Here is a 23,761-nt window from a genome sequence, read left to right on the forward strand (position 1 = left end):
TAGTACGTGTAGCGAGAATCGCTTGATGCCGTCGACGTTCCGGAAGACGGCGCAGTGGGTGCGGTAAATGCCATGTGTGGTTTCCGGATGGTCAGGCGTGAGGCGGGCTGCTGCTTTCGCGCACGAGCAAATGCACAGGTGCGGTGGTTTGGTGCGGCGGTGCGGACGGATCGCGTACGCGCTGAAGTATCAATTCCGCCGCCTGCCTGCCACGATCGCGCGGCGTTACGGCAAGCGTCGTCAGCGGCGGCGCGCTGACGGCCGCTTCGGCGATATCGTCGAAGCCGGTGAGCGCGAAATCGGTGCCGGGCTGCAATCCGCGTTGATGCAAGCCGAGCATCAAACCGAGCGCGACCGCATCGTTGTAGCAAACGGCGGCGGTGGGCGCGTGTTTGCCGTTGAACAGCTGATCGCTCTGCGCGACAGCGTCCAAACGGTTGGGAATGCATTCCACCACCCAGTTCGACTCGACCTGCAGGCCTGCGGCTTGCATCGCGTCGGCATAGCCGCTGCGACGTTGACGGCACGAACTCGAACCTTGATGGCCGCCGTAGAACGCAATGCGTTTATGACCTTGGCCGATCAAATGTTCGGTGGCGAGGCGCGCGCCGCGCTGGTTGTCCAGAAACAGACGATCCCAGTGATCGCACGCGGCGACATCGCCGCTTACTTCGCGGTTGAACAGCAGCAGCGGCGTCTGCGAACCGACGGCGGAGAGCAACTGTTGCGCGTCGCTTCCTTCGGCAGGCGACAAAATGATGCCGGCCGGTCCGTGTTCCATCAGCGAACCGAGCACCGCCAATTCGCGTTCGGTCGATTCGCCAGTGCTGCCCAGCAAGGTGACGAAACCGGTGTCGCCCAAAATTTCATCGACCCCCGCCGCGAATTCCGCGAAGAACGGGTTGGCCAAATCGTTGAGCACGAGCGCTATGCTCGACGACGTGCGCCGGCGCAAATTCGCCGCCGCGCGGTTGTAGACGTAGCCCTGGCGGCGAAGTTCTTCTTCCACGCGCGCGCGGGTGTGCTTGTTGACCAGTGGACTGCCCCGCAGGACAAGTGACACCGTCGCCCGGGAGACGTCGCAGCCCGCGGCAATATCGCTAAGGGTGACCTTGCGGCCGACCGGCGGTGTGTTCCCCATTTATGCCAGGTCCTCGCTTTTAGAACGATCCAAATTTACCCGAACCGGCATTTTTGTGATCACGCACTGCAACATGCCAAGTTCTTCCCCCAAATGGTAGTTTGCGCCATTTGGAACGATCCAAACCATCCGGCCCCCGGCTGACCCCGTCTCGAAAGGGACCTTTGGCCAGTTACGAGGTTCCACCGGCTGGCTCGCCAATCCCAACCCGAAGACATTAACAGGCCCCTATCCCCATGAACCATCGCCTGATCCGCTCGTGTCTTGTCCTGACCATCATGGCATCGCTGGGGGCGCTTTCCGCGGCCCAGGCGGCCGAGCAGCACGCCGCCGATGTCGATCCCCGTATTGGCACGGGCGGTGACGGACACGTTTTCCCAGGCGCCACGGTGCCGTTCGGGATGGTCCAGCTGTCACCCGACACGGCGATGCCTGACTTCAAGCACGCGTACAAGTGGGCGGCCGGCTATCAGTACAACGACCCGACCATCATGGGTTTCTCCCATACGCACTTCTCCGGCTCCGGTCACTCCGATCTCGGCGATGTGCTGGTGATGCCGATCGCGGGCGATGTGAAGCTCGATCCGGGCGATGAGAACGTGCCCGGCAGCGGCTACCGCTCGCGTTTCGACCACAACACCGAAGTGGAGCAGGCCGGCTATTACGCCGTCACGCTGAGCGACTACGGTGTCCGCGCCGAACTGACCGCCAGCCGTCGCGTGGGCTGGCATCGCTACACCTTCCCGACCGGCAAACCGGCGCATCTGTTGCTCGATCTTCGCCCGAGCATCTACGACTATCCTGGCAAAGTGGTGTGGTCGAACCTGCAGGTGCGCGCGGACGGCACCGTCACCGGATGCCGCGTGACGCGCGGTTGGGCGCCAGGTCGCGAACTGTGTTTTGCGATGCGCTTCAATCAGCCGATGACGTCGCGCGAGCTCTATAACCGCGAATCCGATGTTCTCTACAAGGGTTTCAAAGGTCCGGGCTATCAAGCGCAGGACAGCAACGCGCAGAACGGTCGCGCCATCGTCGGCGTGTTCGACTTCGGCGACCTCAAGCAACCGCTGTTGGTGAAAACGGCGATTTCTTCCGTGAGCGAAGCCAATGCGATCGCCAATCTCGATCACGATGGCCAGGGCTGGAATTTCGACGCGCACCGCAGCGATGCCGCCGCCGCGTGGGACAAAGCGCTGGCGGGCATCGATGTCGACGGCTCCAAAGCTTTGCGCACGCAGTTCTACACCGCGCTGTATCACGCGATGATCTCGCCGAGCCTCAGCACCGACGTCAATGGCGAATACCGTGGACCGGATTATCAGGTGCATCACGCCGACGGCTTCGATTTTTATTCGAGCTGGTCGGTGTGGGACGTGTATCGCGCGCAACAGCCGTTGATGATCCTGCTGCATCCCGATCGCTCGGTGGACTTTGTGCGCTCGCTGATCGCCTCGCAGCAGGCCAGTCCGTTCGGCATGTTGCCGGTGTGGGCGTATCAAGGTTTGGAAACGTGGTGCATGACCGGCTACCACTCGGTCGCGATCATCGCCGATGCCTATATCAAAGGCATTCGCGGCTTCGACGCCGACAAGGCGATGAAGGCGATGGTGTCCACTGCCACCTACGGCGATTACGGTGACCTCGCCGATTACATGAAGCTCGGCTACGTGCCCATCGACAAGGAAGTGGAAGGCGGTTCCAAGACGCAGGAATACGCTTATGACGACTGGGCCATCGCGCAGATGGCCAAGGCGATGGGCAAGCACGACATCGTCAACACGTTCGACAAACGCGCCACGTATTGGCGCAACGTATGGGATCCCAAGACCGGCTTTATGCGCGCCCGACTTACCGACGGCAAATTCCGCGAACCGTTCGATCCCACCAGTGCAGGCTACGGCGACGATTACACCGAAGCCAATGCCTGGCAGTACTCCTGGTATGTGCCGCAGGACGTGGCCGGATTGATCACCGCGATGGGCGGTGACGAATCCTTCACAAACAAGCTCGATCAAATGTTCGACGCCAAGGTCGATCCGTCGATCTTCAAAAATGTGGAGGACATCACAGGTTTGATCGGTTGGTACGCACACGGCAACGAGCCCAGCCACCACATCGCCTACCTGTACGACTACGCCGGCGAGCCGTGGAAAACGCAGCAACGCCTCAAACAGATCATGGACAACGAGTACGGTCCGGGTCCGGCCGGCTTGATCGGCAACGACGATCTGGGCCAGATGTCTGCCTGGTACATCTTCACCGCGTTGGGTTTCTATCCGGTTACCCCGGCCAGCGACGAATACGCCATCGGGCGGCCGTTTGTGCCGCGCGCCGCGATTCATTTGAGCAATGGCCACACCTTCACCATCACGGCCTCGCCGATGGATGGCGAGCATCCGTTCGTGGGCGATGTCACGCTCAACGGCAAGCCTTTGGATCGTGTTTATCTGAAGCACGCGGACATCCTTGCCGGCGGCGAGCTGCACTTCACCATGCAGGCGCAGCCGAACAAGACCTGGGGCCAGGCAATCTCCGCGCGCCCTGCGTCCATGAGCGCCTATTCCAAGAAATAATGCGATTGGACGCCCTTTCCTGGATGGGAGAGGGCGTCGAAACCGCCGAAACAGCGAGTTAACGCGCTCTAACAGGATATTTTTGTAAGCGAAGTGCTATCGCACTGGTCAGCGAGTGCAAACATGCGCAGAATGCATGCACTGTGCCGTAGCGCTTACGAATCAAGGGCGGTTGATGATTCCAGGGGGAGTGCGACAAGTAGCGGCGATGCCATGGCGCACCGGCGGCCTGCTGCTTGCTGTGCTCGTGATTGTGGCGTTGCCGTACATGATCACGCGCGGCAGTTCGCAGCAATCCTTCGAAGCCGGCGAACTGGTGACCCGTTCGGCGGAAGTCAAAGCGTTGGCTTACCGCATTGCCGATCAAACCCACGCTGCCGAATCGGCGCTGCAGCATCTGCTCGCGGATGATCCGGTCGCCCACGCCGAAACCACGGCGTTGAACGCCGAGGGCACGGTGCCGGGCCTGTTGGACGAATTGCGCCGCATGACCGCCGACAACGTCATGCAGCAACGTCTGGTGGATCAATTGGGCGCGGTGGAAAACGGTCGCCTGGCGTTGTTGCATCAAGCGATCCAGCGCTATCGCCAGAACGATCGCGCCGGCGCCACGCAAGCCTTGCGCGATGCCGACGCGCTGTTCCACATCGACGACGTGACCGACAAGATCGTCGCCAATGCGGAAGAGACATTGCAGCAGCGTCGCGAGGCCGCCAAAAAGCAGTCCTACAACAGTCGCCTGGTCGTCACGATGACCGCTGCGGCGCAGCTCCTGATGCTGCTAATCGTGGTGGTGGTGTCCGAGCGTCAGATTGGACGGCGACTGCAAGCCGAAGTGCGCGAGCGCGAAGCCGTGCAACGCTCGCAGATGATTTTGCAGGCCGTGCGCGAACCCATCGCCTTGCTCGACAATAATCTTCACACCTTGCTGGTGAACGCGGCTTTCAGCGAGTTGTACGGCGTTCCCGAGGAAAGCCGTGAGGAATACCTGGAAGACATCGGCCAAGGCGCATGGGCGGACGAAGTGTTGCTGCAGCGTCTGCGCGATGTGCTGTCGCGCGATCGCGAGCTGTGGGATTTCGAACTCACCCAGCGCACCATCGATGGCGTGGAGCGCCATGTCGTGATCAATGCGCGCCGGTTGCAACAGCGCGACAGCCAAAATCCTGCGCTACTGCTGACAGTCAGCGATGTCACCGCGCGTGCGCTGGTCGAGCAGCAAGTGATGGAGCTCAATCATCAGCTCGAAAGCAAAGTCGCGCAGATTTCCGACGTGAACCGCGAACTGGAAGCTTTCAGTTATTCCGTTTCGCACGATCTGCGCGCACCGTTGCGACACATCACGGCCTTCGCGCAAAAACTGGAAACGCATCTGGGCGAAGGCGCCGATAACACGGCGCTTCACTATCTCAGCGTGATTCGCGAAGCTTCGCATCGCATGGCGCAGCTGATCGAAGATTTGCTGGTGTTCTCGCGCCTGGGGCGCGGAGCGCTTCGTCTGCAGGCGGTCGATATGCAATCGCTCGTCGAGGAAGCATGCTCGTTCGCCGAATCCGAAGCGCCGGGTCGCAAAATTCAGTGGCAGATCGAATCGCTGCCGGTGGTGGTGGGCGATGAAAACATGCTGCGCACGGTCTGGCAAAATCTGATCGGCAACGCCGTCAAATACACCGGACAACGCGACATCGCGAATATCAGCGTCTCCGTGCAGCGCAGCGAAGGCGGCGACTACGAATTCACCGTGGCCGACGATGGTGCGGGCTTCGACATGCGCTACATCGAAAAACTTTTCGGTGTATTCCAGCGCCTGCACAAGGCCAGCGAATTTCCGGGTAACGGTATCGGTCTGGCTAATGTTCGGCGTATCGTGATGCGTCATGGAGGTCGCGTCTGGGCAGAAGGCGAGCCGGGAGTCGGCGCCCGCTTTCACTTCACGCTATCGGCCATCGAACCGCCAACGGCATCGCCATGAACAGTCCATTGCGAACCATCTTGCTGGTTGAAGATAGTCCGGTCGATGCGGAAATGACCATGGACGCCCTGCGCGACGCACACCTGATCAATCCGGTGGTGCACGTGGAGGACGGCGTGGATTGCCTGGACTGGCTCTACGCGCGCGGCAGCTTCGCCGGACGCCCGGACGACGAACCCGCCGTGGTGCTGCTCGACATCAAAATGCCGCGCATGAACGGGTTGGATGTGCTGATGCAAATGCGCTCCGACGAACGATTCCGCCGCACGCCGGTGGTGATCCTGTCGTCCTCGCGCGAGGAAAGCGATCTGGCGCGCAGCTGGGATCTGGGCGTGAACGCCTACGTCATCAAGCCCGTCGACGTGGACCAGTTTTTTCAGGCAGTGCGCACGCTGGGCCAGTTCTGGGCGGTGCTGAATCAGTCGCCGGAGCCCGAATGAAGCGCCGTTACGGCCCGAATGCCGCCGAGGGCGTGAACGCCTCTTCCAGCGGTGGCGCATTGAAATATGATGATTGGATGCCGGACAAGTCCAATCAACAGCGCTCGCTGCCGCGGATACGGATTCTGCAGGTCGAGGACAGCCCGCTCGATGCGGAGCTGGTCCTTACCGAGCTGCAGGCCGATGGCATCGATTACGAAGTGCGCCTGGTCGACGACGAGCCGGCCTACGTGCAGACGCTGAAGGATTTCGGGCCGCACATTGTGCTGTCGGATCTCAGCATGCCCGGGTTCTCCGGGCAGCGCGCATTGGAACTGCTGCGCGAACACAGCGCGAATATCCCTTTTATTTACGTGTCCGCCACGCTGGGCGAAGAAGCGGCCATCGCGGCGCTGCGCGAAGGCGCCACCGATTACATCCTCAAACAGAATCCCGCCCGATTGGCGAGCGCGGTGCGTCGCGCCATGCGCGAAGCCGACGAGCAGCGCGCACGGGCGCGCGCCGAGGCGGAGTTGATCCGCATCCAGCGTTTCGAAAGCCTCGCCATGCTGGCGGGTGGGTTGAGCCACGACCTACGCAACTTGCTGCAGCCACTGCTGCTGGCGGGCGACAGCTTGCAGGATTACCAATCCGATCCGCGCCTGGCGCGCTTGGGCGCGCTGGTGCGCGACTGCGGTCGGCGCGGTTTGGAAATGGTGCAATCCATGTTGTCGTTCGCGCGCGGCGCGCGCCGCGCCGAACAGGTCAAAGTGCAGGCGCTGGTCGATGCGTTGTCGCTGCTGTTGCAGGGCAGTGTGCCGCGTGGTGTGACGTTGGATATCGATGTCGCCGACCCGCAGCTCACCTTCGAGGGCAATCACACCGAACTGCAGCAGTGCCTGCTCAATCTTTGCCTCAACGCGATTCAAGCGATGCCCAACGGCGGTGTGTTGCGTGTGTCCACCAGCAAGGTGCCGTTGGAGCGGAGCTTTTTTCAGGAGCACGAAGAGGCGCAACCCGGCGAATTCGTGCGCTTGTCCGTATCTGACAACGGCATGGGTATGACCGAAGAAGTGCGCAGTCGGCTGTTCGAACCGTTCTTCACCACCAAGGAAGGCGGAACGGGCTTGGGCCTGCTGTCGTGCCGTCGCATCGTCTACAGCCACGGCGGCGCGATGCGCATGGACAGCATCGTGGGCGAGGGTTCGTGCTTCGATTTGTATATTCCGCTGTCGCGCCCGCTCGCCGATACATCCGATTTGAGCGAAACCGATGCGCATCTGCACGGCAATGCCGAGCATGTGCTGCTGGTAGTGGAAGAAGCCGGCCAGCTTACGCTGCTGAGCGACACGCTCGACGCCTGGGGCTATGAAGTGCACGGCAGCCAGAGCGGCACTGCCGCGCTGCAATGGATCGAAGCCTGCGGCCTGCCCGATCTGGTGGTGCTGGACGCGGATATGAGTCTATTCACCAGCGAGCGCACGCTCGCGGCGCTCAGCAAGTACGGCTATCGCAACGGCGTACTGGTGCTATGCCGCGCAAACAGTCCGGCGGATTCGACCAACCTGCAAATGCCCGGCAACCGCGTGCATCGATTGAACAAGCCCGTAAGCACGCGCGCGCTGCTTCAGGCGGTGCGTCATACCTTGCACGTAGGCGGTCACGATAAAGAAAAGCCGCGGTCGTAGCGCACTCCTCCTCGACGGCCGAGGAGGAGCGATGGCGATTTACATCAATCGATGCCGAGCTTCTTGAGCTTGTAGCGTAGCGCGCGGAACGTAATGCCCAATTTCCTCGCCGCCGCCGTCTTGTTGTAGCGCGATTCTTCAAGCGCCTTCATGATCGCGGTGCGCTCGAGGTTGCTGATGTAGTCGTCCAGCGGCAGCTCGCTCGAAGGCGTATTCGTGCTGGGCGACGACGCAGGCACATGGCTCGGCGAAAACGCGGAAGGCGCGTGATGCGTGGCGTGCATCGGGGCGCCGGTATCCGCACTGTGGTTTTGCGGGCGCTGCGGCAGCATCAGATCGCTGGCGTCGATGCGATCGCCGTCGCACATCGCCACCGCGCGTTCCAGGATGTTTTCCAGCTCGCGCACGTTGCCGGGGAATCCGTATTCCTCCAGCGCTTGGCGTGCTTCGGGCAACAGGCGCACCGGCGCGCTGGCGCCGCTTTTGTTTGCCAATTGGCGCAACACGAAATCGGCGAGCAAGGGAACGTCGCCGCGACGTTCGCGCAGCGGCGGCACGCGCAGTTCGATCACATTGATGCGGTAGAACAAGTCCTGACGAAACTGACCTTGTTCGACCAGCGCGGCGAGATTCTTGTGCGTGGCGGACAGGATGCGCACGTCCACCGCGATTTCCTCGCGCGCACCGATCGGGCGCACGGCTTTTTCCTGAATCGCGCGCAGCAACTTCACCTGCATATGCAAGGGAAGTTCGGCCACCTCGTCGAGGAACAGCGTGCCGCCGTGGGCGGCTTGGAACAAACCTTCTTTGTCGGCGACCGCGCCGGTGAAGCTGCCTTTGCGGTGACCGAAGAATTCGCTTTCCATCAGCTCCGACGGAATGGCGCCGCAGTTGACCGGAATAAACGGCCCGGTCGCGCGCGGCCCTTGCTCATGGATCAGACGCGCCACCAACTCTTTGCCCACGCCGGATTCGCCGGCGATGTACACCGGCGCCTGATTGCGCGCCAGTTTGACAATAGTGTTGCGCACCTGCTGCATGGCCGACGAATCGCCGATCAGGCGTTCGGCCGAGCCGGTCGATGCGGTGCTGGCGCCGGCGCCGGTGCGCTTTTCTTCGGCCAGCTTCAAGGCCGTGCGTACCAATCGGCGCAGCATTTGGATGTCGACGGGCTTGGAAACAAAGTCGAACGCGCCGGCCTTCAGCGCCGTGACGGCTGCGTCAACGTTGCCGTAGGCGGTGATCATCGCCACGGGCGTTTCGTCGTATTGGGCCGCGATCAGCTCGACGATTTCCTGGCCGCTGCCGTCGGGCAAACGCATGTCGGTAAAGCAAAGATCGTAACTGCGCTCGGAAAGCGCCTGACGTGCTTCGGCCACCGTGCCGACCGCATCGACCTTCAGGTCCATGCGGCCCAGGGTGATCGTCAGGAGCTCGCGGATGTCGCGTTCGTCGTCGATGACCAGTACGGTCTGTTGGCTCATGATTCGGAGGCGAGGGTGGGTTGCCGTTCAGGATACTCGCCGCACACGCCAGTGGCAAAGCATCTTGAGTCCATGTAAGTCAGCGACCAAGGTGATTGAGGAAGTACCTCACAATTACGCGATAGGCATCCTGCGATTCCGGCATTTCCGGGTCGGAAAAGAAGGAATGCCACATCCCTTCCCATACGTGCAGTTCGGTCGGCACGCCGGCCCGGTCGAGCAATTGCTGGCTGGCGAGCACCGAACTCATCGTGCCGTCGCGGGTGCCGGTGATCAGCAGGGTTGGCGGGAATTTAGCCAACAGGGTTGGCGACACGCCTGGTTGCACCAGCGGATCGTGGGGATTGGAGCCATGGAAGTAGGGCAGGTCCGCGAACGTGAGGCGATGCTCGGGCACGCCTTGTCCGTTCAACACCGGCGCGACGTAGGCGGCATCGCCATCGATATCCAACAGCGAACCGCAGAACGTGCCGATGGCGGCGGGCGTCGGCAGTTTGTCGGTGATCAGGCGCGCGACCGCCTCGCCAGTGAGAATGCCGCCGGCCGAGCAGCCGTAGATGCCGATCTCATCGGGCTTGTATTGCTTGAGCAGCGCGCGATACACCGCTTCGACATCGTCGCTCGCGGCGGGGAATGTATGTTCGGGGCCCTGGCGATAATCGACTGTGATCACCTTGATGCGCCCGATGCTGGCGATCGGTATCGACTCTACCAGACCGCCGCTATGCGCGCCCCAGAGAAACGCGCCGCCGTGCAGATTGATCAGCACGCGATGAAGGTTCGCCTCGGAGACGCCCTGCGCAGGCAGCACGATATCGGTGCCAACGCCTGCGATCGTCTCGCTGTGGATCTTTACGGGATACATCTTCTCCATGCGCGTCGCGCGATCGCTGTTCATGCGGTCGTAGAACGCGCGATTCTGCGCGATGGGCGCGGAAAGCGGCGGCGCCTTGCTGCCGGCGGCCAGCATTTTGGGAAAGAACGCACGCGCTTCCGGCGACGCGTAGACGGAATACGGAATGGAGAGCGCGGGCGAGGTCACGCTGCCGTCGGGTTGGAAGCTCGGTGCTTTGTCCTGCGAGTACGCCGTTGAACTTGTTGCGTTGACGATTAACAGCAAGGCTGAGGCGAAGAGTGAGAAACGCAATGCACGCATGATGCTTTTCCTCAAGACTCGTTTGCGAATAAAACGCCGAACGCCCATCGTTCCCGCGCGTGCCGAAACGACGGGCAATACATCATGGCGTCGCCGATTGCGGGGGAACGGCGGCCTTCGTCTTCGTGCCGCTAAGGATTTCTTCCATCATCAAATACACGCCATTGGTCCAGCCGAAACCAATCACGTTCGTGGTGTAGCCCGCGATGATTTTTACGTCCGCATTGCCGCTCGCCATGTTGTACTTCTCGCGAATGGTGCCGTCCGCGGCAAGACTGCGATCGATCGTGGCGCTGAACTTACCAGCGATGCGATGCGCATCGTCGTGGAAGCCATAGGCATCGAGACCGGCCACCGCAAGCCAATTGGTGGGCGCCCAACCGAACGGATTGTCCCATTGCGCGCCGCTGGGACGATCATCCATCGTCAATCCGCCTTGCAGTTCGAAAATGGAAAGCTTGCTGCGTACTGCCGCGGCTTGCTGCGGCGAGGCCGCACCGGCCCATAGCGGATAGAACGTCGTGAGGTACGGCAAGTTAGATGGCTTGCCCGCGACGAAATCGTAATCGCGGTACATGCCGTCGTCGGCGCGCCACAAATATTTGTCCATCGCTTCCTTGCGCGCGGCGGCAGCCTGCGCCCAGCGCGTGGCGTCGGCGGTTTTGCCGAGTTGTTGGGCGAAGTCGTGCAAATCCAGTTCGTAGCGATAGAGCAGGCTGTTCAAGCTCACATCGGCGTAGTGATGCGTCGATCCCGCGAACGGGCCGTAATGGAAATTGGTATCGAAGCCCGACTCGCGCATCGCGCGATCGCCGTGGTAGTAGTCGGCGGTCAGGCGATATCCACCGAACCAATCGTCTGCGCACACCTTGGATGCGCGAACGTCGCAGCTCTCCGTTTTCAGGCGCTCCGCTTCGGCATCGTTGGGATGTTCGGTCGCCTTGATCAGATAACCGGGATTGTCCGTGGAATGCGCGATCAACCATTTGATCACACCACGGTAGTAACTGCTGGTTTGGGCTTCCAGCACCGGGCCGTTACCGAAATCGTAATAGCGCGCCAGGCCGGTGTTGCCGGCCTGGTGTTCCGGGCGCGTCCAGATGTCGTGATTGCGCACGGCGAGCGGGTACGCTTTTTCGAGCCATGCGCGCTTCTCGTCCGCATTGTGGAAGCCAGCTGGATCGTTGAGCACCGCCACCATCATCTGCGTCAGAAACGGCGGTTGCGAACGGCTGAGGTAATACGTGCGATTCGCGTTGAGCACGCCGCCGTAGTACTGCACTTCAAACAGTGCGTTGTCGACCATATCGCGCGCAAGCTCGATGCGGTGATCGGCCACCAATCCCAGCAAGATGAAATAACTGTCCCAACCGTACATCTCGTTGAAGAACCCGCCGGGCACGACGTACGGATGCGGTAAATACAAAAGCCCCTGCACCGGAAGTTTGGTCGCGTCGATATCGCCCAGTTGCTCGACCGTGTGCGGCAAGGTATGCAAGTCGATATTGCATCGCTTCTGCACTTGCGCGAGATCGGCGGGTGGCGTGAATTGCGCCGGCACGTAGAGTACGGGACGCGTTTTAATTTTAGGATCGGTCAGCGACGCGCAATTGTCCTGAGAACGCGTGAGCGTGCTCCAGGCTTTGTCGATATAGGCGCGAGTCTTGACGGGATCGGGCTGAGCCGCCGAGGCAGTTGCAACTAGGGTAGTGGAAAGCAGCAGTGCCAAGAATTTTGTTTTTGAAAGATCGAATGTACGGCGTTGTGTCTTCATACCCATTCCCCATCCGAGGCGAACGGCGGCCGTGCCGGCAGCCCTACGCGTGTTTGCATCAGAGATCGTGGCAGGTGAGTGTTGCGTGTCCGCGGATATCGCGTGTTAGCGCGATATCCATTTTTTGGGGCGAAACGTGATGTGTCTGAGCGCCTGGCGCTTCCGACCCGCGAGCGCTTATGTCGACTGGCGCCGAGCAGACGAGCGTCGTGCTCCGCTTCATCATGTCGAGTTTCTCGGCACGACATCGAACGCCACCGTAAGTCGTGTCTTGTCGCTGTGGAACGGCACGGTGCCATGCCAGAAATACGAGGGGAACAAGACGAGCTTGCCCGCTTCGGGTCGGACAATATGCTGCGTGCGTAACAGAGGCGTCGTCATGATGCTGGGCTGTCCGAACGCCAGACATCCATCCGGTGTGGAGGCGTTGTCCATGCTGTCGGGAAGATCCACGTAGAACGCGGAAGAAATCCATCCTCGCGGATGCACGTGATTGTTGTGATAGCCCGCGTTGCGTAGCCGTACCGACCAACCGCCGTTGTAGCGATACGTCCCGCGATTGCGACGGCGCAATGGATCGGAGCCGTTGCCGATATGTGCGAGATACGCCTGGATCGGTTCGTCGAACGCGCGAAACAGCGCCTGGATGACCGGGTCCGCTTGACGCGTCAGATCGCCGGTGGTTTCAGTGCCGTGTCGTAATGATTGGTGCAGCAGCGGATGACCGTGCGGATTGTGAAGGCGTTCCAGACTGCGCTTGAGGTCGTCGAGGAATTGCGGCAGATCCGACCATGGTGGCGGCGCTTGCAAGGTTTGCGCGCGAATCAACGTCGAATAATCGCAAAGCTCGTCGTAGCGTTCGTCGCCGAGCAAACGCCATGCGGTGGTTTGCAGTGCGATCAGGTATTGATCGTCCGGGTTGTTGGCGAGCAGCGTTTCGCAGTGATGCAGTGCTTGTTGCGCATCGCCGGTACCGAGCAGCGCGGCCGCCAACACGTTTTGCGCGGCGGCAGAAGAGGGCGATTGCCGTAAAGCGCGTTCCGCCAAGGTCAGCGCGGCGGCCGGATGGAATTCCAGCGCAGCCAATCCAGCGCGCACCAATAATGTCGGTGAAGCATGTTCATGCGCCGCCGACGCCGCCAGACAGAGGTAAGCGCCGCGCGCATCGCCCGCGCCTTGCAGGACGGCCGCTTTCGCCGCAAGCAAGGCTTCATCGCCCTGGAATATTTGCAACGCAAGATCGAGCGCCGCGGTAGTTTCTGCGGTATCGCCGGTGCGAATCCACACCAATCGCGCGAGATGATCGTGCGCTTCGACATGGCGCGGCTCCTGTCGCACGCAATCGCGCAATGCCGCTTCGGCGGATTCGAGCTTGCCCAGTGCGATCAGGCTGTTCGCGTGCGTGAAATAGACGGCCGCGGTCCGATGCCCGAGTGCGAGCGCGTGGTGGGTCGCGAGTTCGGCTTCGGCATGTCTGGATGCCGTGGCCAGCGCCATCGCCAGCGCGTGCGCGGCTGCAGGATCGTTGGGAGACGCTTCCACGCGCTGGGTATAAAACGCGACGGCTTCGTCCTGTCGACCGAGCGCGGCGAGCGCTGCGATATGTTGCGAGATCAACTCGGCCGAGAGTTGCCCTGCGTTGCACAGCGGCGCAAGCACGGCCAGCGCCTCCGTCGGGCGCTGCTGATCGTTGTAATGGCGTGCGAGCAAGAGCGCCGCGTGCGGCAAGCGCGGGGCGACACGTTGCAGCAGCGGTATCGCTTCGTCCGTGCGGCCGCGGTTCAACAGTAATTCGCCGAGCGAAACCCAGGTCGGCGCCCAGCCTGGATCGACGGTCATGGCTTTGCGCAGCAGCGCCTCCGCGCCATCGATATCGCCTTGCGTCTGGCGAATGCCGCCGAGCAGGCGCATCGCTTCGGCGTAGTCGGGATAGTGTTCGACGATGGACTGCAATTGCCCGTGCGCGCCGCGAAGATCCCCCGCCTGCAGCAGCTTGCCGACCTGCTGCATAGATGCGAGAAGCGCGGGCGCGAGTGAGGACATGGGTGTCACAATGCCCTGCGGACCAGCTCCGCCTTGTCTTGGGCATTGCGCTTGATGGTGATGTCGTATTGCTTGCCCTGGAAGCTGACGCGCTTGAGCGTCAGCGCGTTCCAATGCAACGGCAGCACGGGGGCATATTCCGCGTCCAATCCTTTGTCGTCGATACGCAAACCGGTCAGTCCGTAAATCATGCTTTGCAGAAAGCCGGACGACGTGGCGAGGATGTAGCCCGCATTGTTCGCCACGGTTTCCGTGCGTACATTAAAAGGCGGCTTGAGGAATCCGACCAGGTTGCGCTGAATCCAATCGCCGGCCGATTTAGCATCGCCCAGTTCCGACGCGCCGACGGCGAGCATAACCATCATCATTTCGTTCGGATCGTCGCCGTGAACTTTCAGTTCGTGCAGCTGGAAGTCGAAGTCGTTACGACGCACAGCTTCCGACATCGGCAGATCGAGATTCGGATACATCAGCCACGCCAGCGACGAGCCCATCCAGGTGATCTTGTCGTGCGGCACGGATTGGTCGAAGTCCAGATGGCGCTGTTCTTTTTCCAGGAACGGGATGTACATCTTCGACGCGATCGTCGCCCATTGCGGGTCGGCAGGCTCGCCGACTTTCTTCGCCGCTTCGATGGCGATTTGCAGCGCCTTGCGTGCAGCCGCGTTGGTGAACGAATCGTTCGGCACGTCGTCGTACGCTTCGTCGGGCGACGTCACGTGCATGATCTCGTAGCGATCTTCCGCCTTGTTATAGGTGACGCGACTGGCCCAGAACTCGGCGATCTCGCGAATCACCGGCCAGCCGTATTGCTTGAGCCACGCATCGTCGCCGCTGGCCAGGTAGTACTGCCATTGTGCGATGGCGATATCGGCGTTGACGTGGATCTCGCGGAATACGCCGTATGCGAAATGCGGTGTGTTGTCGACGCCGGTTTGCGGATCGGATTCCCATGGATACATCGTGCCCTTCGCGCCGTACTGGATCGCGCGTTCGCGTGCGGGCTGCATGGTGCGATTGCGGAACATCACGATCGGCTTGGCGCGTTCCGGATGCAGCAACAACAGCGCGGGGAAGACCCATGAATCGCTGTCCCAAAACGCGTGACCGGCGTAATTGGGCGTCAGCGCGCAAGCGCCCATCGGCCACGCGGTGCCGACGGTCGTATTGGAGAGCAGATAATAGAGATCGGAGTGCACGGCTTTTTGCACCTGCGGGTCGCCGTCCACCACGATGTCCGACTTCCACAGCTCATGCCATGCAGTTTGATGCTTGGCGAGCAGCGCATCGAAACCGCTTTCGCGCGCTTGCTTAGCGAGCGCGACATCCGATTGCGCATCGCCGCCCCAATCCTGGCGCGATGCGGCGAGGTATTTGGTGAAGGTGTATGTGGTTCCCTTGGCGACTTTCGCGGTGACGTGCAGCGAGAGCAGGTTGGAGGTTTTGTCCAGCTTCACGTTTTGGATCGTCAGATTCTTCGGCAGTGCGACGGCCGCTGCCTCGGCCATGCTCAAGCCTTCTTTGGCGCGGCCATCGAGCCATAATGTCAGCGTTTTCGTATCGCCATCGCTCGACGTGACTTCGGTGTAACCGGGATACCAGACCGCTGCGCGGTCGGGTGTGGGGACCGGTTTGTTGTCGAGATTCTGTCCGCTCGCAATCACGGCCGAAATCATTTCGTCGCCCGTCATGCTGCCGATGGGGAAGCGCGGCTGATGTTCCGTCCACAGGCGGATGGGAAAGGTGAGTTCCACGCTGCCGTCGAACTGCGGCGTTATGGAAATTTGCGTGGCCGCAAGATGCGTATCCGCCTGGCTGACGAAGGTGATCACCTTCACATCGGTCGACTTGTTGGCGTAATCGAAGCGATAGCGCGTGGTGAGCGTGCCGTCGTGCATGTCGAGCGTCTGCGCGTAGTCGGCGAAAATTTTCTTGTCCAGACGCGTGGAATTGATCCAGCCGCCGCCGGGGTTGTAGTCGATCTCGCTCCAGCCGGGAATCGCGGCGGGGCGCGACGCATCGCGTTTGTCGTAATCCATAAACGCGACCATGTAGGCACGCGCAGGCTCGGTGCCGCGCGGCGAGGTCATCGTCGAGAAATAACCGTTGGCCAGATAGCTCGGGAAATAGCTGCCAAAATTGTCCGCGGAAGCGGTAAGCAGAAAACTCGGATCCGTCGCCGCGTGCGACGCGGGCGCCACGGCAAAAGCGGCGAGAAACAAACCGGAAAAGCCGAAGCGGCGAAAACTCATGGATACTCCATCAGTGAGGCGATACGCGAGATAGATCGGCGCCGCTATTTGACGGCGAGGGCGATGGTTGCCGGACCAGCGCCGGCACGATCGGTTTCGCGCTTAAAGAAAAACAGCGTAATCAGGATCAACAGCATCGGCAACAGCGAAAAGTAAAACGCGTGAATGCCGTCGAAGCGTGAAAATACGATTGCCGTGATACGTGAGCCGAGCGTCCCGCCCAACGCGGAGAAGATCACGATTAAACCCGTCATCGGCGCATGCGAGGGTTTAGGGAGCGAGCTCAGCGCTACGGAGTTGATCACCGGATAAATCGGCGCCATCAATAAGCCGATTAAAGGAATCAGATACGCCGCCACCGGCGCGTTCAACCAGCCGATATCGGCGCGCTCTACCACTCCTTGCGCGAGTGGCAAAGTCAGCGTCACCAGCAATCCCATGCCGAGCACGCAAATATTCAACAGTGCGTACCAGCGCATGCGACGCAGCAACTGTCCGGCGACGATGCGACCCACTGCCGAGGCGCCGGCGAGAATAGTCGCCAGCTGGATGCTCATCGCATTGGGCAGCTTGAGGATCTCGTTGTTGAACGTCGGCAGCCACGTGCTAAAGCTTTGCTCGATTAGCACGTACAAAAAAGCGGAAGCGAGAAACACGTAAACCAGCGGCCGCAAAAACAGGTGAAGCATTTCCAGCAACGACCCGCGCATGGTTTTGGTTTCTTCCGTGTGCGCGGCCGATTCGTCCATGCGCGATGTGGCGAGCAACGCGATCACCAGCACGCACAGTACCGCCAGCACCCAATAAACATTCAGCCACGACGCATTGCCAGGCTTCGTGCGATCGACGAAGGCGCTGAACAGCCACCCTGCCGCAAGCACGCCGATCATAAACAAGCCTTCGATGGTGTTAGTGAGCCGGCCGTGTTCGCTACGGTCGTCGGTCAGGAGTCCAATCGAGGAATACACCGCCACCTTGGTAAGCGCGAACGACACGCCGACGCAGGTGAACAACAGCTCCGTTGTGCGGAAGCTGGGATACAACGGCATCAGCACGCATGCGCAGGCAACGATGCCCAACGCGATCATCATCGCGCGCCGATAGCCAAGCAGGGGAAGAAACGAAGCGACAAGAAACGACGTAATCGCAATGGGCAGATCTTTGAACAGCTCCAGCAGGCTCGCCTGCGGCTTATCGACGCCGAAGGTGTAGATCGATTGCAAGATGACCGTACCCACGCTGTTGAGCAAAATCGCAAAGACCATATAGATCAGAGCGAGCGCGGCGATCATGCGGAATCGGTTCATGGCGACCTGCCTGGTGACACATTGCGTGGTGAAACAAACCCCCTCGCCGAACGCAGCCGCCGAAGCCGTGCGGGTTCATAAACCCGCCGCGACAGTGACTGACGAACGAACTCTACAACGTGTTATGGGCGGAAAGTCCATGGCCGGATGGTGCGTCCGGCCATGGGTGCCCAAAGGAGGGGAGGGCGTCTAACAAATCGGCCCCTCTCCCTGGCAGGGGAGAGGGGAAAAGCACATCAGAAGTTGTACTTCACCTGCCCGTTCACCTCGCGGCCCTCGATCGAGCGGGCCAGGATCACGCCGTTGGAACTGGCGAAGCCGAACAGACGCGCATTGCCTTCCGTGATGCCGATCTGATTGGTCAGGTTGGTGCCTTGCACGCCCACCACCCAATGTTGACCCACATTGGCTGTCACGCCGAAGGCCAGATCGTAGTAGTTGCCGAGCGGCTGCTGCTGGATCAGATCGCCGTAACGATTGCCGACGTATTCGTAGGTGATCCACGCTTTCACGCTACCCCAGGAAGTGGGAATGGTGTACGACGGCGTCAGACGGAACTGGAACTTCGGCTGACGTTGCAACTGCATGCCGTTGATGCTGGAGCATGCGTTGGCGCCGGCCTGCGTCGTGTAGGTGATGCAACCGATGTAACGGTAGTAATGGCCGTCCATATAGTCGCCCGAGAACGTAACCGCGGCATTTTCGAACGGCTTGACTGTGGTGATGAAATCCACGCCCTTGGACTGCGATCCGTACACATACGTGTTCTGACCGGTATCGGTGGTGATGGTGTACGGCACGTTGTAGAACAAGCGGCGATACGCGCTGACGTCGGCGTAGATCCAATCGGCCTGATACTTGAAGCCGATTTCGTAGTTCTTGATCTTTTGCACCGGCGTAGTCGGCAAGCCGCGCAGATCGTCGAAGTCCGGGAAGTGCACGCCCAGGTTTGCGCGCACGTAGGCGCTCATGCTCGGGTTGAACTCGTAGTTGGCGCCCAGCGTCCAGGACTTCTCCGTCTTGGAGAAATTGATGTACTGATTGCCGGGTGCGAAGTATTGCGAGCTGTTGTTGTAGAGCGTGTACGGGTTGTCGTCCAGGTCACCCTTGGCCGTGTTGGCGATAGCGCCGTTGGCGTTCTGATGCTCCACACGGATGCCGCCGTCGATCAGCCAATTGTCGATCTTCCACGAATCGGTCAAGAAGAACGCCGAGTTGAAACCGTGCCAACGTTCTTTGATGGCCGCTGCGGAAACGGCGCTGACGAAGCCTTGCGGGTCGGTGAGATCCCACGTGTTTACGCCATTGGTGAGCGACACCACGATCGGGTTCGGATTGTTGACGGCTTGCAACAACATGTTGTTGCCGAGGAACCACGTGTCATGGTCCTGATAGACGGCCGTGTAGTTGCCCAGCGTCAACGTATTGCCTTCGAACAACTCCTTACTGACGTGGAACTCGTTGCTCGCCGCTTCGAGATTCTTGCGCACCCACCACAGACCTTGCTGCGTGACGTTCTGGCCCAAACTGGCCGACTGACCATTCGTATACGTAGCGTTGGCGACGAGGCCGGCCGGAAGACCGTCGGCCGTTTCCTGGCTCGCGATGTAGCTACCGAGCGTGGTCGGGTTGTCGCCCGTGCTGAAGAACGAAATGGTGTTCAACTCGCCTGCGGTAAAGCCCAGTTTGTCGGACATCGACCAGCCATTGCCGAAATCCCAGTCGAAGTTCGCGCCGAACGTGCGGATATCCGCACCGCGGCCCTTTGCGAGATTGGCGTCGACGCCGCCAGGCTTGCAGCCAAGGGTGAAGCAAGGCGTGGTCTCGATGAATTCACGCTGGTCGGCCTTGCTGCCGAAGGTGCCGGTGAGCGCATCGAAATACGGATAGTTGGAGAACTGGCCCTTGCTCGGATTGAGGATCGGCGTGTCGGTGACGAACTGGTTGTGATCTTTCAATGCGCGCGCATAGAACATTAGCGAGCCGTTATCCCAGTCGCGCGTGATCGTCGCGGTAAACTGGCCGCCGTTGTCGGCAGGGAACTGCGGATCGCGCACGCCGTCGGAACGACGCCAGAAGCCACCCACGCTGCCATACCAGTTGTTGGCGATCTTGAAGCCAAGGAAACCGTCGAGGCGATACAACCCTTCCGAACCGTAGGTGACGCCGATGTCGCCGGATGGCGTATCGGTGCCTTCGCGCAGAATGAAGTTGGACGTCACGCCAGGCTGGCCGTTGCCGTACAACACCGACGGACCGCCTTGCACGATTTCGACGCGATCGATGGTGTCGTCGAGGCGGAACATGGACGATTGATCCATGAACGACAGATTCGACATCGGGTAGATCGGCGTGCCATTGAGCTGGCCCGTGTAGTACGGCGCGTCGCCGCCGCCCGGGAAGCCGGCGACTTCGATATTGGCGCCGGTCTGACCGCCGGACGATTCGGGATACACACCTGGCGAGGCTTTCAACAGATCGGCCACGCTCTTGGGGTTGGCTTCTTTGATCTGTTGCGCGGTCATCGAGGTGATCGAGTACGCGGCGTCGATTTTCTTGATACCGCCGAACGTGGCGGTGCCGGTCACCACCACTTGCTGCAGGGTTGAAGCATTCTTGGCATTGGCGCTCTGCTGTGCACCGGGACTGGCTTTGACGGCGGGCGTCGTCGGTGCCGTAGTCGCCGGCGTCGTCGTCGTTTGCGTCTGGCTCGTGTCCTGCGCATAGACGGCGCCGGACACAAGCGTGGCCGTAATAGCAGCCGACAACGCTACGCGTGTGAGTGGCTTGGTCTTCATCAAACGTTCTCCCCAACGGTTTGTATGTGATGGTGCGGCGTAACCGCGTGTTTAGTTGTTTCTTCGTTCTTGTTTCTTGTTTCTCTAAACAAACAAACTGATGTCGAACGCACCTACGTTCGGCAACAGCAGATCTGCACCGGCCAAGGCTTGCGCCTGGCCGACTCCAACCGCTTTCATTCCTGCAGCGTGAATGCTGGCGATCCCTGCCGCGGCGTCTTCCACGCCAAGACACTCGCTCGGCTCCAAGCCGAGGCCGCTTGCCGCGGCCAGGAAAATCTCGGGATCGGGTTTTGCGCGACTGATGCGGTTTGCATCCACCACGTAGTCGAACAATTCGGCGATACCGAGCCTTTCCAGCAAAAGGGGTGCATTGCGGCTGGCCGACGCCAGCGCGGTTTTCAAGCCAGCGCGGCGCACCGATTCGACGGCGTGGCGCGCGCCCGGCAGCAGATTTTCCGGACCGAAATATTCGATCTGCTGCTTGTAATACTCGTTCTTGCGCGAAGCGAGCGCTTCTTTCTCGTCTTCGGAATACGTGTGCGATGCGTTTTCCAAAATGATGTCGAGCGAAGCGCGGCGATCGACGCCTTTGAGCCGCTCGCCGACCGAGTCGTCGAACGGAACGCCGATTTCCGACGCGAGTTTTTTCCATGCGGCGTGATGCACCACCGCCGTGTCGGCAATCACGCCGTCGAGGTCGAAGATCACGCCCTTGGTCGATGGATGCGCCGACGCTTGCAGCGGCAAGTTGGCCGTGTGGCCTGCATAGAGCAGCAGGCTCTTGCCGTGATGCATGATTTCCAGCTGCACGCCTTCGGTCAGCGTGTATTCCACGCGATCTTTGTTGACCGAAACGCGAATGTGGTTGTTGCGCCAGTTCACGCCGAAGCGGTAGCTGTTCCACGACGCGGGCAAGGTTGGCGAGAAGGACGGCCGACCATCCACCGCGCGCATGCCGCCGAATCCCCATGCCAACGCAAGCCAGCTGCCGGCCATCGCCGCCATATGCACGCCGTGCGAGGTGTTGCCGTGCAGGTTGTCCAAATCGACGCGCAGCGTATCCAGAAAATATTGATACGCCTTCTGCGCGTATCCGACTTCGGACGCAACGATGCTGAAGGTCGACGCGGACAGCGTGGAATCGTGCACGGTCACTCCTTCGTAGTAATCGAAGTTGCGCCGCTTGCTTTCTTTGTCGATGCCGTGGCCGGCAAGCACAAAGGCCTGCAGCACGTCCGCCTGCTTGCACACTTGATGGCGATAGATCGTCAGTGGATGCAGTTGCAATAACAGCGGACGATGACCGTGCTCGCCGGGGCGTGCGATGGGAAGGCGGGGTTTATCGAGAAAGTCGTCGTCCTGCGGAAAAATGCCCAGCTGCGGATCGACCGGCAGATACATCGCATCCGCGGCGGCGAGCCATGCGGCAATTTCCTTATCCGACAACTCCAGTGCCGTGGCGATGCGCGCGTACTCGTGCGGACGTTCGCGCCCCAGTTGCGATGCGATGTCGGCGGCGTAGCGCAGATGCTGTTGCGCCATCAAGTTGGTGTAGTAGTTGTTGTCGACCAGCGCGGTGTACTCGTCCGGCCCGGTTACCTGGCAAATGCAGAACGCATGGCCGCGACGTGGGTTGTAGTTGCCCACGTGGTGCCACAGGCGCGCCGTTTCGAACAACATTTCGGCGCCGCCGCGCACAAAAAAATCCGTATCGCCGGATGCGTCCACATACATGCGAATGGCGAACGCTATCGCCGCATTGATGTGATATTGCGCCGAGCCGGAAGGAAAATACGCCGAACACTCATCACCGCTGATCGTGCGCCACGCGTACAACGCGCCGGCGGGATGATTCATTTCGCGCGCGTGATTGCGCGCGCGGTCCAGCGTGCTGATGCGATATTCGAGCATGCTGCGTGCGCGCTCGGGCGAGGTCGCCGCCAGCACCGGTAGAATGAACGCCTCGGCGTCCCAGAAATAGTGGCCTTCGTAACCTTCGCCGGTCAGGCCTTTGGCGGCGGCGCTGCCGCTGCCGTCGCGCGCGACCGATTGCAGCAAGTGATAGAGGTTGAAGCGCAGCGCTTGCTCCACGGCGGTGTCGCCGTCGATCTCCAGATCCACTTCGCGCCAGAACGCATCGCAGGCTTTCGCTTGCTCGGCGCGGTGCGTGTCGAAGTCAACAGTGAGCGCACGTTCCAGCGTGGTGGCGGCCGCATCGAGCAACGAGGCTTCGGTGTCGCCACCTTCGGGGCGGCTCCACGCATACGCGACGTACTTTTCCAGCACCACGCTGTCGCCGGGATGCAGCTCGGCGACAAAGTCCTGCTGCACGTCTTCGGCGTCGTCGACGAGGGCGCGCGAGAACGCGAGGTTCGGCTGCGTCATACGATGCCGTTGCACGCTCGCCAGGCGAATATGACTGCTTTGCGTGCGTTGGCAGATCGACGCGATGGTGCGATCGGCATCGGACGCGGTGACGCTCAGGCCGCCGCTGATGCGCGCGCCGATACGCGGATCGTCGCCTTGTTCGGCGGCGGTGTTGCTGGCGATCAGTTGGGATTCGAGCGTGATCGGCCCGTGGTAATCAACGGAGGTGACGCGATAACGGATGCACAACAGGTTAGGGGTGTGCAGGGGAACGATCCGCTCCGCGTCGATCTGCAGGGTGACGCCGGTGGGGGAGCGCCAGCGCAGGGTTCTTTCCAGACAGCCGGCGCGCAAATCCAGCGCTTGCTCGAACGCCAGCCATTCGCCTTCGCGCAGATAGACCGGCGCCTCGCCCAAACGCAAGCCGATGCGTACGCCGTCCGGTACCGGGATGCGCGTGTCGGTGGTGCGGGCGAAGCCGGGGAAGCGTTCGTGGTATTCGATCGGCGTGCGTTCCCATACGCCGGTGAGAAACGTGCCTTGGGTGGGACTGCGATCTTCTTCCAATGCGCCGCGCACGCCGAGTGTGCCGTTGGCCAGCGCGAACAGGCTTTCGAACTTGGCCAGTTCGAATCCCTTTGGACGCTGAGCATGAACGACCCGCCAGGGATCGGGGGATGCCTGGTATGCCGGTTCCATGGCTACGGCTTGTGCATCGTGGCTGTGCACGCATTCTCCCCTTGGCATCGCTTGGTAGGTCTTTTCATCGGCCGCCTCGGCCTGT

The 23,761-nt window shown here is 60.9% G+C and carries 13 protein-coding genes; 4 read left to right on the forward strand and 9 right to left on the reverse strand.

What is annotated here, in order from left to right; translation table 11 throughout:
- Positions 1 to 91 precede the first annotated feature (91 nt).
- On the reverse strand, positions 92 to 1,141 hold the full coding sequence (locus tag L0U79_RS06185) for a LacI family DNA-binding transcriptional regulator (protein WP_233841010.1): 1,050 nt from the start codon (positions 1,139 to 1,141) through the stop codon (positions 92 to 94).
- 236 nt (positions 1,142 to 1,377) lie between these two features.
- Here L0U79_RS06185 and L0U79_RS06190 point away from each other — a divergent pair, with 236 nt between their 5' ends.
- The 4 genes from L0U79_RS06190 (at position 1,378) to L0U79_RS06205 (ending at position 7,793) form a co-directional block, all read left to right on the forward strand.
- Positions 1,378 to 3,714, forward strand: coding sequence for a GH92 family glycosyl hydrolase (locus L0U79_RS06190; protein WP_255682495.1), 2,337 nt, complete (start codon positions 1,378 to 1,380; stop codon positions 3,712 to 3,714).
- Between the two features lie 136 nt (positions 3,715 to 3,850).
- Complete coding sequence (locus L0U79_RS06195; RefSeq protein WP_345778420.1) at positions 3,851 to 5,686, forward strand: ATP-binding protein; 1,836 nt, start codon at positions 3,851 to 3,853, stop codon at positions 5,684 to 5,686.
- The gene (locus L0U79_RS06200; RefSeq protein WP_233841011.1) at positions 5,683 to 6,126 is read left to right on the forward strand and encodes a response regulator; all 444 of its coding nucleotides are present in this window, start codon (positions 5,683 to 5,685) and stop codon (positions 6,124 to 6,126) included. Before L0U79_RS06195 ends, L0U79_RS06200 begins: the two co-directional genes overlap by 4 nt.
- 77 nt (positions 6,127 to 6,203) lie before the next feature.
- Positions 6,204 to 7,793: a response regulator gene (locus L0U79_RS06205; RefSeq protein ID WP_233843845.1), complete on the forward strand. Its 1,590-nt coding sequence runs from the start codon at positions 6,204 to 6,206 to the stop codon at positions 7,791 to 7,793.
- A gap of 44 nt (positions 7,794 to 7,837) precedes the next feature.
- Here L0U79_RS06205 and L0U79_RS06210 read toward each other — a convergent pair whose 3' ends face one another.
- The 8 genes from L0U79_RS06210 to pgmB form a co-directional block, all read right to left on the reverse strand.
- Complete coding sequence (locus tag L0U79_RS06210; protein WP_233841012.1) at positions 7,838 to 9,277, reverse strand: sigma-54 dependent transcriptional regulator; 1,440 nt, start codon at positions 9,275 to 9,277, stop codon at positions 7,838 to 7,840.
- 79 nt (positions 9,278 to 9,356) lie between these two features.
- Positions 9,357 to 10,433, reverse strand: a complete 1,077-nt coding sequence (locus tag L0U79_RS06215) for an alpha/beta hydrolase fold domain-containing protein (RefSeq protein WP_233841013.1) — start codon at positions 10,431 to 10,433, stop codon at positions 9,357 to 9,359.
- 82 nt (positions 10,434 to 10,515) lie between these two features.
- Positions 10,516 to 12,207: an alpha,alpha-trehalase gene (locus L0U79_RS06220; RefSeq protein WP_233841014.1), complete on the reverse strand. Its 1,692-nt coding sequence runs from the start codon at positions 12,205 to 12,207 to the stop codon at positions 10,516 to 10,518.
- Between the two features lie 222 nt (positions 12,208 to 12,429).
- Positions 12,430 to 14,250, reverse strand: coding sequence for a putative 2OG-Fe(II) oxygenase (locus L0U79_RS06225; protein WP_233841015.1), 1,821 nt, complete (start codon positions 14,248 to 14,250; stop codon positions 12,430 to 12,432).
- Between the two features lie 5 nt (positions 14,251 to 14,255).
- Positions 14,256 to 16,502: a glycoside hydrolase family 65 protein gene (locus tag L0U79_RS06230; RefSeq protein WP_233841016.1), complete on the reverse strand. Its 2,247-nt coding sequence runs from the start codon at positions 16,500 to 16,502 to the stop codon at positions 14,256 to 14,258.
- A gap of 44 nt (positions 16,503 to 16,546) precedes the next feature.
- Positions 16,547 to 17,809, reverse strand: a complete 1,263-nt coding sequence (locus L0U79_RS06235) for an MFS transporter (RefSeq protein WP_233841017.1) — start codon at positions 17,807 to 17,809, stop codon at positions 16,547 to 16,549.
- A gap of 236 nt (positions 17,810 to 18,045) precedes the next feature.
- Entirely contained in the window at positions 18,046 to 20,607 is a 2,562-nt protein-coding gene (locus L0U79_RS06240) for a TonB-dependent receptor (protein WP_233841018.1), read from the reverse strand.
- A gap of 84 nt (positions 20,608 to 20,691) precedes the next feature.
- Positions 20,692 to 23,706 carry a beta-phosphoglucomutase gene (pgmB, locus tag L0U79_RS06245; protein WP_233841019.1) on the reverse strand — a complete coding sequence of 1,005 codons (3,015 nt, stop codon included), beginning with the start codon at positions 23,704 to 23,706 and terminating at the stop codon, positions 20,692 to 20,694.
- Between the last annotated feature and the right edge of the window lie 55 nt (positions 23,707 to 23,761).

Origin of the sequence: Dyella sp. 2HG41-7 (genome assembly GCF_021390675.1) — a bacterium.
GTDB lineage: Bacteria > Pseudomonadota > Gammaproteobacteria > Xanthomonadales > Rhodanobacteraceae > Dyella_B.

Excerpts from the sequence above, each read along its gene's own strand:
- L0U79_RS06230 (WP_233841016.1), bottom strand. The coding sequence starts at position 16,502 with ATGAGTTTTCGCCGCTTCGGCTTTTCCGGTTTGTTTCTCGCCGCTTTT.
- L0U79_RS06225 (WP_233841015.1), bottom strand. The coding sequence starts at position 14,250 with ATGTCCTCACTCGCGCCCGCGCTTCTCGCATCTATGCAGCAGGTCGGC.
- L0U79_RS06185 (WP_233841010.1), bottom strand. The coding sequence starts at position 1,141 with ATGGGGAACACACCGCCGGTCGGCCGCAAGGTCACCCTTAGCGATATT.
- L0U79_RS06210 (WP_233841012.1), bottom strand. The coding sequence starts at position 9,277 with ATGAGCCAACAGACCGTACTGGTCATCGACGACGAACGCGACATCCGC.
- L0U79_RS06235 (WP_233841017.1), bottom strand. The coding sequence starts at position 17,809 with ATGAACCGATTCCGCATGATCGCCGCGCTCGCTCTGATCTATATGGTC.
- L0U79_RS06190 (WP_255682495.1), top strand. The coding sequence starts at position 1,378 with ATGAACCATCGCCTGATCCGCTCGTGTCTTGTCCTGACCATCATGGCA.
- L0U79_RS06205 (WP_233843845.1), top strand. The coding sequence starts at position 6,204 with ATGCCGGACAAGTCCAATCAACAGCGCTCGCTGCCGCGGATACGGATT.
- L0U79_RS06215 (WP_233841013.1), bottom strand. The coding sequence starts at position 10,433 with ATGCGTGCATTGCGTTTCTCACTCTTCGCCTCAGCCTTGCTGTTAATC.
- L0U79_RS06220 (WP_233841014.1), bottom strand. The coding sequence starts at position 12,207 with ATGAAGACACAACGCCGTACATTCGATCTTTCAAAAACAAAATTCTTG.
- L0U79_RS06195 (WP_345778420.1), top strand. The coding sequence starts at position 3,851 with ATGCACTGTGCCGTAGCGCTTACGAATCAAGGGCGGTTGATGATTCCA.
- L0U79_RS06200 (WP_233841011.1), top strand. The coding sequence starts at position 5,683 with ATGAACAGTCCATTGCGAACCATCTTGCTGGTTGAAGATAGTCCGGTC.
- L0U79_RS06240 (WP_233841018.1), bottom strand. The coding sequence starts at position 20,607 with ATGAAGACCAAGCCACTCACACGCGTAGCGTTGTCGGCTGCTATTACG.